This is a genomic window from Sharpea porci, assembly GCF_009695655.1.
Lineage (GTDB): Bacteria > Bacillota_I > Bacilli_A > Erysipelotrichales > Coprobacillaceae > Sharpea > Sharpea porci.
Window position 1 is genome coordinate 84663 of record NZ_VUNM01000004.1, and the last position, 15407, is coordinate 100069.

Genomic DNA, 15407 nt, shown 5'->3' on the forward strand with positions numbered 1-15407 from the left:
ATACAGATATGCTCTTAAAAGGAGTGTATTGTATGAGGATCGCGGCACGCTATCGGTTTTATCCATATACTTACATCTCCTTTCATTCTGTTGCAATTCTAGCATAATCCCCTTCAAAAAACCACTTTTAAAGGGTGACAAAAATGTAAAATTTTCTTAAATAAAGGAATGATCAAACTGTAGTGTACAGTTGATTTCCGGATTATACGCTTTCATTTTTTCTTCAATCTTCTGGCGTAGAATTTCTTCATCAATCTTGTCATCATTAGGGATGAGAATATCACAGATGAGTTGGGGTTGTGCTCCCTTAACAAGATGGAAATCATGGATGGAATAGTTCTTGTTGAGATCATGAACAATCTCTTCCATTTTATCTTTTAATAGCTGTGTTGTTTTATCATGAGTTTCAAGGGGATCGTAATGAATCGTTGTCATGATATTGTATTTTTTAAGAATGGTTCTTTCAATGCCATCAACAAGATGATGGGCATCGATTAAAGTCATATCATTGCTTACTTCAGCATGCAGGACGCAGAAACGTGAACCTGGGCCATAGTCATGAAACATCATATCGTGAATACCTAGGATACCAGGCTGACTGAGGACATACTGCTTAATCTCTTCGACAAGCTCTGGATCGGGTGTACAGCCTAAGATTGAGTCAATCATGGTTGAAATGGTTTCCACCCCACCCTTAATGACGATAATTGATACAACCAGACCAACAGCGCCATCAATCGGCCAGCTCGTAAAAGCCCCGCCTAATAAGCCAATAATTGAAGCAATATTTGAAAGAACATCATTCTTAGAGTCAATAGCTGCAGCTTTAAGCGTCTTAGAGCTAATCGTATCACCAATCGCATTATTAAAATAAAACATCCAGCTCTTAATCCCAATAGTAAAAATCAAAGCGACAATAATGACAACATTCACCTTAAGCTTTTCTGGCTTAATAATGTGCATGATGGCTTCATAGCCGGAAAGCACACCTACGACAAAAATCAAGCAGCCTATCACTAAGCCCATAAGATATTCATAACGACCATGCCCATAGGGATGTTCGGTATCTGGATGCTTTTGAGCTAAAGCGAATCCAAGCAAGCTCGCAACATTACTCCCTACATCGGAGAAGTTATTCAACCCATCGGCAATTACGGAAGATGAATGGGCAATAAAGCCAAGAATCAGCTTGAAGGATGCACAGATAATATTGAGAAAAATAGCCACAATGGAAGCAAGCATACCATATTGCACACGTACTTTCGCATTGGTTGTATCACTATAGTCTTTCACAAATTTCTTAACAAGAAAATGAATCATTATTCATCCCTCCCTATAAAAAAAGCAGGAAAGCCCTGCTTAAAAAATATCAACAATTCTTTTTAAATAAACATTACGACCCTGTCTTTCAACAAGCCCTGCTTCTTCCAATTCATTCAAGTATCCAGCAATCTTTTCGCCATCTACTTTCTTATTGGCAATCTTCTTAAGTGTTTCAATAATCATTGGAGAATCATCCTTGATATAAGCATTATTCTCTTTATCAAACATAGGTGATTTCAGCATGACATTTAAACAAGCGACATATGCCCATTTCACTTCTAGACGGACAAGCTTATACTGCATCCCATCAAAGAGTTCTGCTGGTACATAATATTTATCCTTATTGTCATTAACTAAATCATGAATATCTGTTTTATTAAAAGGTTCCATGTCCTACCTCCATTACATCTAGCCCTATTATAACATTCTTCCTCGCTTCTTGCATTCTTTTTAACGAAAAAGACAGTCTAGCTGTCTTTCTTGCGTAATGTAAAGGTTGTAACATCTTCAAAGCCAATCTCCTGATAAGCCTTTAAGACATCTTCGACATGACTACCAACTGTATCCACAACATGGCTATCACTGCCCACAGTGACAATTCTGCCTCCTAAATCATAATAACGTTTGATGATCTCGAAATTCGGAAAGCCACATGTCTTATTCACTTTATAGCCCGAGGTATTGACTTCAATCCCCTTTCCCTTTTTTATCAAAGTTAAAAGTATTTCATCAATGATTTCTTGATAAGCTTGATGGTCAACACGCTTATCATCATAAGGACCATAACGCATAATATAATCTAAATGACCAAGAACATTGAAACAATCAAAGGTCTGTACACATTTTAATGTTTCGAGGAAGAATTCTTTGTGGGCTTGTTCTTTTGTTTTATTGTTGAAATAGGCACCATAATAGAAGTCTGTATGATGAATGACATGAATGCTGCCAATGACAAAATCAAAGGGAGCACTCGCTATAAAGTCATTGATTTCCTGAATATGATCTGTGTCCAGTCCCATTTCTACACCAATCTTGACTTTGATCTGAGGGGCATATTTGTCTCTTAAGGCTTCCATTGTAGGGAAGTAGCTTGCAAGATCAAGTTCAAAGGGATCAATGGGATAATCAAAATCACGATGATCAGTAAAACAGATTTCATCAAAGCCCTCATTGATGGCTTTTTGAATATAGCTTTCTGGATCTGCTTCTGAGTCAAAAGAGAATCTTGTATGTAGGTGATAGTCAATCTTACGCATGTTCATCACCTACAAAAGTAATCTTTTTGACTTCTGGTAAGACTTCATTGAAGAAGCAGGAATAGCTCCCTGTATGGCAGGCTGCACCAACCTGTTCTACTTCTATCAACAACGTGTCTTCATCACAATCAAGATACATTGTCTTAATATACTGTAAATGTCCACTTGTCTCACCCTTATGCCATAATTCTTGACGAGAACGGCTATAGAAATATGTCTCATGTGTTTTCAACATCATATCATAAGCTTCTTCATTGACATATGCGAGCATCAAGACTTGCTTAGTATGGACATCCTGGACAATTGCCGGAATCATGTTATGCATTTTCTTAAAATCAGGTCTCATCGATTTCTCCTTACTGGAATATGGCGCTTTGCACATATTTCCTTCACTTCATCAACAGTTGCTTCCTGGTAGTGGAAGAGACTTGCGGCAAGGGCAGCATCGCAATTCGTCTTTTCAAAGACATCCGCAATATCCTCTTTACCACCACATCCCCCACTCGCAATAACAGGAATATGCACAGCTTCCACAACAGCTTTCAACATGGGAATATCAAAGCCTTCTCTTGTCCCATCAGCATCCATACTTGTAAGCAGGATTTCACCCGCTCCTAATGCTTCACACTTCTTAACCCATTCAAGAAGATCAATGCCCATATTCTCTCTTCCCCCAGCGATATAAACATCCCAGCCTGAATGATCTTCACGCATTTTGGCATCAACTGCAACAACAACACACTGTACCCCAAATTCATCACTGGCTTCTTTGATCAATTGGGGATTCTTGATAGCTGCTGAATTCACTGAGACTTTATCAGCCCCAACAGAAAGAATCATACGAAAATCTTCAAGTGAACGAATGCCCCCACCAACACATAAAGGAATGGAAAGTTCATTGGCTGCACGCTGAATGACATCTTTGATGATTCCACGATCTTCGTAGGTTGCTGTGATATCAAGAAAGACAACCTCATCAGCACATTGACGATCATATTCCTTTGCCAGTTCAACAGGATCACCAACATCCTTCAAGCCCACAAAATTAATTCCTTTAACTACCTTGCCATCCTTAATATCAAGACAAGGAATAATACGTTTAGCCAACATTCTTGATCACCTCTTCTAAATGAATACGTCCTTCATAATATGCCTTACCGACAATGCATGCATAATAGCCTAGCTCACTAACATGATAGACATCTTCATCATCTTTTACTCCCCCACTCACGACAAACTGGATCTTTGAGTGTTGAGCAATATTCTTATAGACAGGAAAGCTTGGGCCTGTTAACGTGCCATCTTTAGAAATATCCGTACAGACAATCGTCTTCACGCCAATCTTTTCTAATTCATCAATGAAATCAAGATAATAAACCTGACTTGTTTCTAGCCAGCCACTTGTCGATACATAGCCATCACGGATATCCACCCCGACAACTATGCGCTCTGGGCCATACTCTTGAATGCAGCTTGCGACAAATTCAGGATTTTGAAGAGCGATAGTGCCAAGAATAACACGGTCAATACCAACTTCATTCAAATAGAAATCAACAGTTTCCTTATCTCTAATGCCACCCCCAAGTTCCATCGGAATAGAAATAGCCTCACGCATCTTCTTGATGGTGTCTTTATTGGATGCTTTGGCATCCTTAGCCCCATCTAAATCGACGACATGAAGATATTTGGCGCCCATATCTTCAAATTTCTTGGCAAGTTCTTCTGGATGGGAAGAATAGACTGTTTTTTGTTTATAGTCACCTTTATAAAGACGGACTGCCTCCCCGCCTTGCAGGTCAATCGCCGGAATCACTAACATGTCACTAACTCCTTAAATGCCAATAAGATTTTTTTGCCCACTTCACCACTCTTTTCAGGATGGAACTGACAGCCAATCACATGATCCTTAATCACAACAGCTGGTACTTTAACACCGCCATAATTGGCATAGGCAATCAGTTCATCATCCGTTGTATGGGCACGATAAGAATGTACAAAGTAGACATAGTCGCCTTCCTGGATATATTTGAGTAATGGATGAGGATGATTGATGACAAGCTGATTCCATCCCATATGGGGAATCTTAGCCTTAACATCATCCATGTACTTCACTTCACCATCAAGAAAGCCTAAGCCCTTTGTTTCTTCTACTTCATAGCCCTTATCAAATAACACCTGCATACCAAGACAAATACCCATGATAGGTGTCTTTTTAGCTTTCACTTCATTGAGAACTTCAATAAGATGTTCATTCTCCAAGTTCTTCATGGCCACTGGAAAGGTCCCAACACCTGGCAAAATCACCCCATCAGCCTGAAGAATAACCTGGGGATCACTTGTCACTTCAACATCCATATCTAGACGCCTTAAGGCATTTGTGACTGAGCCTAAATTACCAACATGATAATCAATAACCGCAATCATCTACAACACCCCTTTAGAAGAAACAATTTCATCACGATATTTCTCATTAATCGTCACAGCTTCCTTTAAAGCTCGCGCAAAGCTCTTAAAACATGCTTCAATGACATGATGCATATTCTTACCATAAGCTTCATTGAAATGCAGTGTCATACCACTATTGAAGGCAAAAGCTCTAAAGAATTCTTCAGTCATCTCTGTCTGATAATTACCAAGCAGGACATTATCAAGAGTCACATTGAATACAAGGAAAGGTCGACCGGATAAATCAAGATGACAAGCAACCAAAGCTTCATCCATTGGAATTGTGAAAGCCCCATAACGTGTAATGCCCTTCTTATCTCCTAAAGCCTGGCTCACACATTGTCCTAAAACAATGCCAAGATCTTCTATTGTATGATGGCTATCAACCTGTAAGTCACCATCGACTCTGACATAGAGGTCAAACTTGCCATGAAATGCCAACAATTCCAACATATGGTCCATAAAGCCCACACCTGTCGCAACATCAACCTTGCCGCTTCCATCCAAATTCAAATCCACTTTGACCTTTGTCTCTTTTGTATCTCTTTCAATATGTGCTTCGCGCATAGATTAATCCTCCTCAAATCTGACCTTTAAACTATTCGCATGAGCATCCAAGCCTTCCTTATGGGCAAATGTCATAACATCATCTTTAAATGTCGCTAAGACATCCTTTGGATAATAAGAATAAGCGGAATGCTTAATGAAATCATAAACACCTAAAGCACTATAGAACTTCGCAGTTCCCCCAGTAGGTAGGACATGGTTCGTACCTGACATATAGTCACCAAGAGGTTCTGGTGAATATTCTCCTAGGAAGATACTTCCGGCATTGGTGATAAGTGGTAATGCTTCAATAGGATTGGCAGTTAAGACTTCAAGATGTTCTGGCGCTAAGTCATTTGAGACTTCAAAGGCATGCTTCAAATCATCGGCAAGTACAGCCCCACCATAATTCTTAATCGACTCGCGAATAATCTCAGCTCTAGGCAAACTGACAATCTGTCTTTCTAGTTCCTGATCCACTTCATCTATAAGCTTTTCACTTGTCGTAATCAGAATAGCTGAGGCGAGACGGTCATGTTCAGCCTGACTCATCAAGTCAGCAGCTACATATTTAGGATTTGCGCTTTCATCAGCTACAATAAGGATTTCTGATGGACCAGCAATCATATCAATATCAACAACCCCATAACATAACTTCTTAGCTGTTGCGACAAAGATATTACCAGGGCCAACAATCTTATCTGCTTTCTTGATCGTCTTTGTGCCATAGGCAGCTGCAGCAACCCCCTGTGCTCCACCAGCTTTATAGATAGTCTCAATACCAGCGACATAAGCAGCAGCTAAAATGACATCCGATACCTTTCCATCAGCCTTAACTGGCGTAATAATATAGAGATGTTTAACCCCAGCAAGCTTCGCAGGAATGGCATTCATCATAACTGTTGAAGGATATGTTGCCGTTCCACCTGGTACATAGAGAGCAACAGTATCAATAGGTGTGACCTTGCTGCCAAGAATAACACCATCTTCCTTATATATCGTCCAGCTTTTTTCAACCTGGTTCTTATGATAAGTGATGAGCTGTTCTTTTGTACGTTCAAGAATACGGATAAAATCAGGACCGATACGTGTTACGGCATCCATGATTTCCTGTTTTGTCACAATCAGATCAGTAGCACTTTCTGGCTTGAAGCCATCAAACTTCGCACAATATTCCAAGAGTGCCTTATCTCCCCCATTAGCAACATTGGTAATAATGTCAAGAACACTCTTGTTGACTTCGGCTGAAATTTCTGTCTTACGGCCATGTAATTTCGTTTCTATTTCCTTAAGATTCCCCTTAAATGTCATTCTTTTCAACATTGTTATTCTTCCCCCTTTAATGCATTAATGAGTTTAAAGATTTCATCACGTTTATATTTATAACTGACTTTATTGACAACCATCCGTGTTGAAACATCAGCAACCTTGTCAATCACTTCTAGGCCATTGGCTTTAAGTGTTGACCCTGTTTCCACAATATCCACAATCGCATCACTCAGTCCTACAACTGGCCCTAATTCCACAGAACCTTCAAGCTTAATAATTTCTACATCTTCTCTTTGACGAGCAAAGTATTCTTTAGCGACCTTGGTATACTTCGAGGCAATTTTCTTACGGCGTTCAAAATGCTTCTCTTTATATTCAGGATAGGCACATAGCGCAAAGAAACATTTCCCAATTTCAAGATCCAACATTTCGTAATAATCATCATAATCCGATTCCATCAATGTATCCGATCCGACAAAACCAACATCCACAATCCCATGTTCAAGAAAAGTAAGAACATCATTGCTTTTCGCAAAGATCATCTGGATACCATCCTTAGTTTCAATAAGAAGTTCACGGTCTTTATGAAAGATAGGATCCATATCAAAGCCTTGCTTAGCTAGCAGCTGACAAACCTGCTTTTCAATACGTCCTTTTGTAATCGCAATCTTAATCATTGGCTTCATCCTCCTTGCTTAATGCTTCAAGTAATGTATTCAGGTGATAGGAGAAGCCAATGGCTGGCACTTCCTTATCAAAATAACTTAGAAGCTTATCGTAGCGTCCCCCTGAGAGTATGGCATAGGCTGAATAGTAGCTATAGCCCTTGATCATGATACCAGTATAGTAATTCTGAGTAGGCACCATGCAGAGATCAAAGACCATATCTTCTTTCATTGTACTAATGTCATACATTGCTATCATTTCATCAATTGCTTCAAGTAAGATATCATCATCGATAATGTCTTTCATCTTCTTTAAATCTTCGATATCACCAAATGAATAAGGCAGCTTCAACAACAACTCTTTAAGCGAACCGGTAAATCCTTTCTCTTCCACAAAGCTCTTCATGCGTGAATTTGCTTTTTTATCAAGGATATAGCGTAAGCGATCATCTTGTACGAGTGTCTCTAAGCGATGGAAGAATTTCGCATGACCGAGTTCTAGCTTTGGATTGGTGATACCAATCGACTTCATAGATGCTTCAACAAGTGCTAAGCACTCAGCATCTCCCTCATAGCCACCTTTACCAAGAAGTTCCATCCCCCCTTGATAAAGCTCACTACTTCTTCCCTTATGACGTTCCTGAATACGATAGACCTTACCAAAATAACTATAGCGTCTTGTTGCACTTGTATGCGCATTGTTGTAAAGACGAGCAATTGGAACTGTAAAGTCAGCACGTAAAGTAATGAGTTTGCCTTCACCATTCACAAATTCAAACATGCTTTCTTCATTATCATTACGGATTTCCTGATAGAGATTGGCATATTCAAATGTAGGTAACATCAGTTCCTCATAGCCATGGGATTGAAAGAGGCTTCTTAGCTGACTTTCGATTGAACGTAATTTTGTGGCATCGAGACTTGCCGCATCGGTACTTTCTTCCGGTATTAAATATTTAAATTCTTCCATAACATCCTCTCCTTAAAGAAAAAAAGTGGGTTACTAATAACCCACTTAGAAATATTGAGTATTAGATCACAGTCCTTTATTTATATGTCAAAGGGGACTGTATCATGATGATACAACCCTAGGTTCTGTGATGATGGCGATGTAATTTTGAATAATTTCTTGTGTTTTTCATAAATATCTACCTCGCTTGTTGTAATAATAGCACAAGAGAACATGAAAAAAAAGAACTAATTTCATAAATTAGTTCTATAAACCAACCGCGAGACTATAGACCATATTTAATAATGGCATGGTGAATAAGCAGAAGATGACTGTCATCGCATTAATAAGCGAAGCCTCTTTTTCTTCATTATGATAGATTGAGGCAAACTGGGTAACAGTTGAAGCACTTGGCCCACTTGCCGCTAGTAAAGAGATCATCAAGACCTTATCTGCTCCTACAAAGAGCTTGTTGATATGGCATAGGACGATGATGGCGAGAAAGAGTGCTGGTAAGAATATTAAGCGGAAGAAACTGATGATATAGACGCGTTTATTAGTAAAAGCTTCTTTCATATGCATCTCAGAAAGCAACATTCCCACTACCAGCATTGATAATGGCCCCATTGGGCTCTGGGCTGAATTGAGTGCACTATAAAGCATTGTTGGTAAATGAATATGGGCAATACAAAGAATTATACCTAAGGCAATTGCCACCATGTTGACATTGAGTAAGATATGTCTGATTTCAAAATGGGCATCCCCACTCATAATCGTCTTACAATGTGTCCAAAGCAGGATGATTTGGACCATCATGTAGCCTGAGGCATAAAAGACCATCTTCTGCCCTAAGACTAGGGTGACTAAAGGCAGTATCAGATTGCCACAGTTACTATAAATCATGCTGGCTTGTTCCATGGCATTATAATGTAAGAAATGATCCAACAAACCAACAACACCAAAATAAAGAATATGTACGCCAATAGCTGCTACTAAAGCTAAAAGAAAGCCCTGCATATGACTAGGTGTCAGTTCAATCTGGAAAGCAATAATAATAGCTGCTGGAGCACACATATAGAGAACAAGCTTGGATAGTATAGAAGCGTCACTTGCCTTCAAGATGCCCGTCTTGACAAGCACATAACCCACAATCACCAATAAAAACAACGCCCCTATCTGCGTCGCTAAAGAAATACTTAAAGCCATAATTCCACCTCGCCCTCCATCTTAAAACAAAAAGAAAAAGCCGTTTAAGCTTTTTCTCAAATTGAAATTATTTCTTTCTCTTTTTCTTATTTTTGTTTTTCTTGTCATCAAAAGCTGCCTTAAGCATCTGATAGTCTGCATTCGCTTTAGCTGCATTAAAGACATAGAGATTAGTCGTACGATTCAGATACCCCACCTTAATACGATGCTTGCCAACAACCTCAAAACTCTTAATATCCTTATATTCCACAAGCACAGGAATCAACATAATGACTTTCCATTCATAAGTCACTAAATAGCTATCATCAAAAGTCACATTATAGCTAAAAATCAATAAGCTGACAGCGAGCACACAAATCACATAACCAATAGCTCCCCTTGTGAAATCCTTTGATACAATCATCGTATAATTCGTTAAAATAAAAAGCAATGCCGCCATCGTACCAATAATAATCGTAAAACGCATATCTTTGTATTTCTTCATATGATCACCCCACACAATATATCACACATTTTGGTTGTTTGACAAAGGTATTTACCATGTTACAATAGGGGCTGGAGGAAATTATATGAAAAATGTAAACTTAAGAGCTTATTTAGCTGAGTTTGTCGGAACACTGATTCTTGTCTTTATGGGAACAGGATGTGCAACTGTTTATAGTAGTTCAGTTGCCGGTATTCTAGGTACTTCTTTAGCTTTTGGTTTAGCTCTTGCTTCAATTTATTATGGATTTGGTAAGATTTCTGGAGGACATGTGAATCCAGCTGTATCGATTGCAATGTACTTTGATGGACGTATGTCTTTAAAAGATTTGATTTTCTATATCATCAGCCAGATTTTAGGTGCTCTTGCCGGTAGTGGTTTATTGTTTGCGATTTTGAAGAATGTCCCAAAAGCCACAATTACAACTCTTGGTTTAGGCCAGAATGGCTATGATGCCGCTAGTGCTATTAATATTGGTGTGACAGGAGCTATTATTACAGAAATCATTCTTACATGTATCTTTGTCTTAACTGTTCTTGGCGCAACAAAGAATGAACGTTATAAGAATGTCGCTGGTATTGCGATTGGTGGCGCATTGACACTTGTGCATTTACTTGGTTATTCGATTACTGGTACATCAGTCAACCCTGCCCGTTCTTTAGCCCCAGCACTTGTTCTTAAGATGGTAGGTGTAAGTACTGCTCTTAATCAAGTTTGGGTCTTTATTGCTGGTCCAGTACTTGGCAGTTTGATTGCCGTATTCTTATTTAAAGTCTTCACATACAAGAAAGAAGATTAATCCTGAGCAGTCATGGACTGCTCTTTTTTCTTATTTCTTTTTCGCTTTTTTAGAAATATTAACGATATTTTTCTTTCATTTATACAAATTTAATAACATATTACTCTTTTGATAAAAATTTACTTTGTCTTTTAGAAAATATGACTTATAATGTTTTTACATACGAGGAGGATATCTTGATGGGATACGTAGAAAGAGTATTAGAAGAATTAGAAAAGAAGAATCCTGGTCAGCCAGAATTCTTAGAAGCAGTTACAGGTGTCTTAAATAGCTTAAAGCCAGTTATTGAAGCACATCCTGAATATGAAAAAGCTGCTTTATTAGAAAGATTGGTTGAACCAGAAAGACAGATTATGTTTAAAGTACCATGGGTTGATGACAACGGTCAGGTACATGTGAATAGAGGTTTCCGTGTACAGTTCAATTCAGCTATTGGTCCATATAAAGGTGGTTTAAGATTCCACCCATCTGTTAACCTTTCAATCATTAAATTCTTAGGTTTTGAACAGATTTTCAAAAACTCACTTACAACATTACCAATTGGTGGTGCTAAAGGTGGATCTGACTTTGATCCACAGGGCAAGAGTGACGGGGAAGTAATGCGTTTCTGCCAGAGCTTCATGACTGAACTTTATCGCCATATTGGTCCTGATGTTGACGTACCAGCTGGTGATATTGGTGTTGGCGGAAGAGAAATTGGTTACTTATATGGTCAATATAAGAGAATCACAAACTCTTGGAATAATGGTGTCTTAACTGGTAAAGGGATGACATTTGGTGGTTCATTAATTCGTCCTGAAGCTACTGGTTTTGGTTGTGTATACTATGGTGATGAAGTCTTAAAGCACTTCAATGAATCATATGAAGGCAAGACAATTGTTATGTCTGGTTATGGTAATGTTGCTTGGGGTATTGCCCAGAAGGCTACTGAATATGGTGCTAAAGTCGTAACAATCTCTGGTAGAGATGGTTATGTTTATGACAAAGAAGGCATTAATACAAAAGAAAAATGGGACTTCTTAGTAGAAATCCGTACAAAGAATGAAGTCAAATTAAAAGACTATGCAGAGAAGTTTGGGGCTGAGTTCCATCCTGGTGAAAAGCCATGGGGCAAAGTGAAAGCTGATATCGCCTTCCCATCAGCAACACAAAATGAAATTGATGAAAATGATGCTAAGGCATTAATTGAATCTGGTGTGAAATATGTATTTGAAGGTGCCAATATGCCTACAACACCAGGTGCTCAGAAAGTCTTTAGAGAAGCTAAAGTTGTTGAAGCTCCAGCTAAGGCATCTAATGCCGGTGGGGTTGCCGTATCTGCCTTAGAAATGGCTCAGAACTCTATGCGTTATAACTGGACTGCTGAAGAAGTTGACAACAAATTAAAGACAATCATGAAAGATATTGTTGCGAATTCAGTAGCTGCAGCCAAGAAATATAACTTAGGCTATGATTTAATTGCTGGTGGTAATATTGCTGGTTTTGAAAAAGTAGCTGAAGCGATGATGGCTCAGGGATTATATTAATAAGAAGGGAACATTTGTTCCCTTTTTGATTAGGGGGATTTATGCGTTATAAAATTATTGAGATATTAGAGCCTGATTTTGGTTGTGAAGGAAGACCGGAAGTCTATGTACAGGTGGATGATGTTGTGGTTGAAGATGATTTAGGATCACAACATATTCTTAAGATGGAAGATGCTAAGCTTTATGAATTAAAGCTTGATATAGGAAGTTATATGGAAATAGAAGAGGTGGACGATTAGTCCACCCCTTTTACTACTTATTCAATTTATGCATGATTGATGCCCCTAAGATATGGGGACCAGTATGACAGACAATGATTTCACTAAGTGGCACAACAGTAATAGGATAATCCATACGCTGAGGGAAAGCTTCAGCAATTTCTTGTGCAAAGACTAGCGCTTCATCACGATTACCAGCATAAGCTACCCCAAAATAACACTCTTTCCCCTCAGGATCATTGAACTTCTCTAAAGCATCATGTTTTAATGCTTTGATGATTTCTCTCTTAATCCCCTTTTTCGTACGTGCTCTTGTGAAGGTATCGAGATGACCTCCCTCAACAATGGTCAGCACAGGCTTTATTTTTAAGATTGAACCAATAGCCGCAACAGCTGGTGTTAAACGCCCACCAGCCTTTAAGAAATCAAGTGTTTCTAAACCAATATAAATCGTATTATCATCATGAGATGCTTCAAGAATCTCTTTCATTTCTTTTGCAGAATGACCTTCATCAATAAGCTTGAGTGCTTGTAAAACACTGATTTTCTGTGAAAAAGATACTTTTCTATTATCGACAACCTGTATTCTTTCCTCATCCAAATCACTTGCAAGCATAATAGCGGACTGACAAGTACTCGATAAACCACTCGTTAAAGGAATATGAACAATTGCATCATAGTCTTTTAATAGATCCTGCCATATTTCTTCAATAGTATAGAGTTCTGGCTGGGATGTATGAATGGTAGCAGTGGGTTTAAGAGCATTATAGAAGTCTTCTTCAGTAATATTGACATCTTCAAAATATGTCTTTTCATCAATACTGAAGGGCATAGGAATCACGGTTATACCGAGCTTTTGGGCTTCTTCTTGGCTGATGCCACTACCTGAGTCCGTTGTTATTGCTATGTTCATGATGAATCACCTCAATAGATAATTATAATGAAGCATGCATGTCTCTTCAAGAGAATATTTGTATACAAAAGATGAACTAGAGTTCTGGCAATTTATGCATGATGGCAGCCCCAAGAATACCTGGTCCTGTATGACATACAACAATCTCACTGAGTGGTTCTACCGTAATAGGGACATCCATGCGTGAAGGAAATGCTTCAGCAATCTCACTCGCAAAAGCTTCTGCTTCATCACGATTACCGGCATAAGCTACCCCAAAATAGCACTCTCTTCCTTCAGGATCATCAAACTTCTCTAAAGCATCTTTCTTTAAGGCATTGATGATTTCTCGCTTAATGCCCTTTTTACTACGTGCTTTTGAATATGTATCAAGACGGCCTCCCTCCACAATTGTGAGTACTGGCTTAATCTTCAACAATGAACCCACAGCTGCCACAGCTGGCGTAATACGCCCTCCTGCCTTAAGAAAAGACAATGTCTCTAAGCCAATATAGATCGTATTATCCGCATTATGATCTTCGAGGATATTTTTAATTTCATTTGCACTTTTGCCTCTTTTCACAAGTTCCAGTGCTTCAAGAACACTTCTTCTTTGTGTCAAAGAGACCTTTCGGTTATCAACAACATGTATTCTCTTTTCATCAATTTCACTTGCCACAAGAAATGCTGACTGGAAAGTACCAGAAAGGCCACTAGAAATAGGAATATGGACAATAGAATCATATTCTTTTAATAATTTAGACCAGATTTCTTCCAAAGTATAAACTGCTGGCTGAGATGTATGTATTGGTAAATGAGATTCTAATGCCTGATAGAATTCTGCTTCAGTAATATTCACATCTTCAAAGTAGGTTTCATCTTGAATCATAAAAGGCATTGGGATAACAGTGACGCCTAAACGTTTTGCTTCTTCCTGGCTAATACCACTGCCTGAATCTGTTGTAATCACAATCTTCATTACTTAATCCTCCTGCTCACGAGGATTATATACTGTATTATTTTGAATTTCAATATTTATATTTTGAAATTCATATTATGTTCATGTCAATTTTTAGTAATATTTTTGTTATTTATACCCCACGAATTGCATACAAAACAAGTATGTTATAAAATAAATCCTCATTTGCACAGTGGACCTATATAAAGAGAAAAAAACGTTGATATTCCAACGTTTTACTTCCATGCATCTCGATATTTTAGCGTCTTTTGCGAATACACTATCGCCCGCAGAAGTGGTACTATGTCAAGTTTTAGAACAACTTAAATGTCCGTTTTTTTATGTTACTGTCTATGCAACAACCTCAACAATTTCATTGCTTGCTATTATGTTATTCACTTTCTTCTCATAGTATTCTTCCTCGTATTCATCTGGCGACTGATATTCACAATGGGAATGGATTCTCACCGTATTGTAGAAGCCTTCTATATAGCTGAATATGATTGACTTCGCTTCATGATAATTCATGATCTTATGGAATCTTATGCACTCCCTCTTGAGAAGGGAATGCCATGATTCTATGCACGCATTGTCCCATGGCGTTCCCTTCTTTGAATAGCTCCTGACCATTCCTTCTGTGGCCTTTCTGTAGGCCTCTGACGTATACTGGACGCCACGCTCGCTATGGATCACGACAGGATGGTCTATGCCTCTTCGTCTCTTTGCCATCTCTATGCACTCAAGGACAACATTCGCATCCATGGTTCTGGTAACGCACCATCCTACGATCTTGCGGCTGTAGAGGTCCATGACGCTTGTAAGGTAGACAAAGCCATCGTCATAGGTCCAGATGTAGGTGATGTCGGTGCAC

19 protein-coding genes are annotated in these 15407 nt (G+C 38.7%); 3 read left to right on the forward strand and 16 right to left on the reverse strand.

Annotated features, from left to right (window positions below; all coding sequences use genetic code 11):
• Nucleotides 1-156: 156 nt before the first annotated feature.
• The 13 genes from FYJ79_RS03495 to FYJ79_RS03555 all read right to left on the reverse strand — a co-directional run bounded on the left by FYJ79_RS03495 (nucleotide 157) and on the right by FYJ79_RS03555 (nucleotide 10143).
• Nucleotides 157-1320, reverse strand: a complete 1164-nt coding sequence (locus tag FYJ79_RS03495) for a cation diffusion facilitator family transporter (protein ID WP_154514578.1) — start codon at nucleotides 1318-1320, stop codon at nucleotides 157-159.
• A gap of 39 nt (nucleotides 1321-1359) precedes the next feature.
• Entirely contained in the window at nucleotides 1360-1713 is a 354-nt protein-coding gene (locus FYJ79_RS03500) for a hypothetical protein (protein WP_154514579.1), read from the reverse strand.
• Between the two features lie 77 nt (nucleotides 1714-1790).
• Nucleotides 1791-2579 carry a histidinol-phosphatase HisJ family protein gene (locus FYJ79_RS03505; RefSeq protein ID WP_154514580.1) on the reverse strand — a complete coding sequence of 263 codons (789 nt, stop codon included), beginning with the start codon at nucleotides 2577-2579 and terminating at the stop codon, nucleotides 1791-1793.
• A complete protein-coding gene (gene hisI / locus FYJ79_RS03510; protein WP_154514581.1) occupies nucleotides 2572-2925 on the reverse strand; it encodes a phosphoribosyl-AMP cyclohydrolase in 354 nt (117 codons plus the stop codon). Before hisI ends, FYJ79_RS03505 begins: the two co-directional genes overlap by 8 nt.
• Nucleotides 2922-3689 (reverse strand): imidazole glycerol phosphate synthase subunit HisF, encoded by a 768-nt coding sequence (hisF, locus tag FYJ79_RS03515; protein ID WP_154514582.1) that lies wholly within the window; start codon nucleotides 3687-3689, stop codon nucleotides 2922-2924. The genes hisI and hisF overlap by 4 nt, the downstream gene beginning before the upstream one ends.
• Nucleotides 3679-4398, reverse strand: coding sequence for a 1-(5-phosphoribosyl)-5-[(5-phosphoribosylamino)methylideneamino]imidazole-4-carboxamide isomerase (gene hisA, locus FYJ79_RS03520; RefSeq protein WP_154514583.1), 720 nt, complete (start codon nucleotides 4396-4398; stop codon nucleotides 3679-3681). The genes hisF and hisA overlap by 11 nt, the downstream gene beginning before the upstream one ends.
• The gene (gene hisH, locus FYJ79_RS03525) at nucleotides 4392-5003 is read right to left on the reverse strand and encodes an imidazole glycerol phosphate synthase subunit HisH (RefSeq protein ID WP_154514584.1); all 612 of its coding nucleotides are present in this window, start codon (nucleotides 5001-5003) and stop codon (nucleotides 4392-4394) included. The genes hisA and hisH overlap by 7 nt, the downstream gene beginning before the upstream one ends.
• Nucleotides 5004-5591 (reverse strand): imidazoleglycerol-phosphate dehydratase HisB, encoded by a 588-nt coding sequence (hisB, locus tag FYJ79_RS03530; protein ID WP_154514585.1) that lies wholly within the window; start codon nucleotides 5589-5591, stop codon nucleotides 5004-5006.
• Between the two features lie 3 nt (nucleotides 5592-5594).
• A complete protein-coding gene (hisD, locus tag FYJ79_RS03535) occupies nucleotides 5595-6893 on the reverse strand; it encodes a histidinol dehydrogenase (RefSeq protein ID WP_154514586.1) in 1299 nt (432 codons plus the stop codon).
• A 2-nt stretch (nucleotides 6894-6895) separates the two neighbouring features.
• Nucleotides 6896-7516, reverse strand: coding sequence for an ATP phosphoribosyltransferase (hisG, locus tag FYJ79_RS03540; RefSeq protein WP_154514587.1), 621 nt, complete (start codon nucleotides 7514-7516; stop codon nucleotides 6896-6898).
• Nucleotides 7509-8474, reverse strand: a complete 966-nt coding sequence (locus FYJ79_RS03545) for an ATP phosphoribosyltransferase regulatory subunit (protein ID WP_154514588.1) — start codon at nucleotides 8472-8474, stop codon at nucleotides 7509-7511. Before FYJ79_RS03545 ends, hisG begins: the two co-directional genes overlap by 8 nt.
• 246 nt (nucleotides 8475-8720) lie before the next feature.
• The gene (locus FYJ79_RS03550; protein WP_154514589.1) at nucleotides 8721-9659 is read right to left on the reverse strand and encodes an AEC family transporter; all 939 of its coding nucleotides are present in this window, start codon (nucleotides 9657-9659) and stop codon (nucleotides 8721-8723) included.
• Nucleotides 9660-9726: 67 nt separating this feature from the next.
• The gene (locus FYJ79_RS03555) at nucleotides 9727-10143 is read right to left on the reverse strand and encodes a hypothetical protein (protein ID WP_154514590.1); all 417 of its coding nucleotides are present in this window, start codon (nucleotides 10141-10143) and stop codon (nucleotides 9727-9729) included.
• Nucleotides 10144-10228: 85 nt separating this feature from the next.
• Between FYJ79_RS03555 and FYJ79_RS03560 the strand changes: the two genes are divergently transcribed.
• The 3 genes from FYJ79_RS03560 to FYJ79_RS03570 all read left to right on the forward strand — a co-directional run bounded on the left by FYJ79_RS03560 (nucleotide 10229) and on the right by FYJ79_RS03570 (nucleotide 12707).
• On the forward strand, nucleotides 10229-10942 hold the full coding sequence (locus tag FYJ79_RS03560; RefSeq protein ID WP_154514591.1) for an MIP/aquaporin family protein: 714 nt from the start codon (nucleotides 10229-10231) through the stop codon (nucleotides 10940-10942).
• 179 nt (nucleotides 10943-11121) lie between these two features.
• Entirely contained in the window at nucleotides 11122-12468 is a 1347-nt protein-coding gene (gene gdhA / locus FYJ79_RS03565; protein ID WP_154514592.1) for an NADP-specific glutamate dehydrogenase, read from the forward strand.
• A 41-nt stretch (nucleotides 12469-12509) separates the two neighbouring features.
• Nucleotides 12510-12707 carry a hypothetical protein gene (locus FYJ79_RS03570; protein WP_154514593.1) on the forward strand — a complete coding sequence of 66 codons (198 nt, stop codon included), beginning with the start codon at nucleotides 12510-12512 and terminating at the stop codon, nucleotides 12705-12707.
• Between the two features lie 13 nt (nucleotides 12708-12720).
• On the opposite strand, the gene FYJ79_RS03575 is transcribed toward FYJ79_RS03570, so the two are convergent.
• From FYJ79_RS03575 to FYJ79_RS03585, 3 genes are all read right to left on the reverse strand, one after another.
• Entirely contained in the window at nucleotides 12721-13599 is an 879-nt protein-coding gene (locus tag FYJ79_RS03575; protein ID WP_154514594.1) for a DegV family protein, read from the reverse strand.
• Nucleotides 13600-13675: 76 nt separating this feature from the next.
• Nucleotides 13676-14557, reverse strand: coding sequence for a DegV family protein (locus FYJ79_RS03580; RefSeq protein WP_154514595.1), 882 nt, complete (start codon nucleotides 14555-14557; stop codon nucleotides 13676-13678).
• Between the two features lie 330 nt (nucleotides 14558-14887).
• Nucleotides 14888-15407, reverse strand: a 520-nt coding sequence (locus tag FYJ79_RS03585) for an IS3 family transposase (protein WP_154514596.1), incomplete at its 5' end; no start/stop codon positions are given.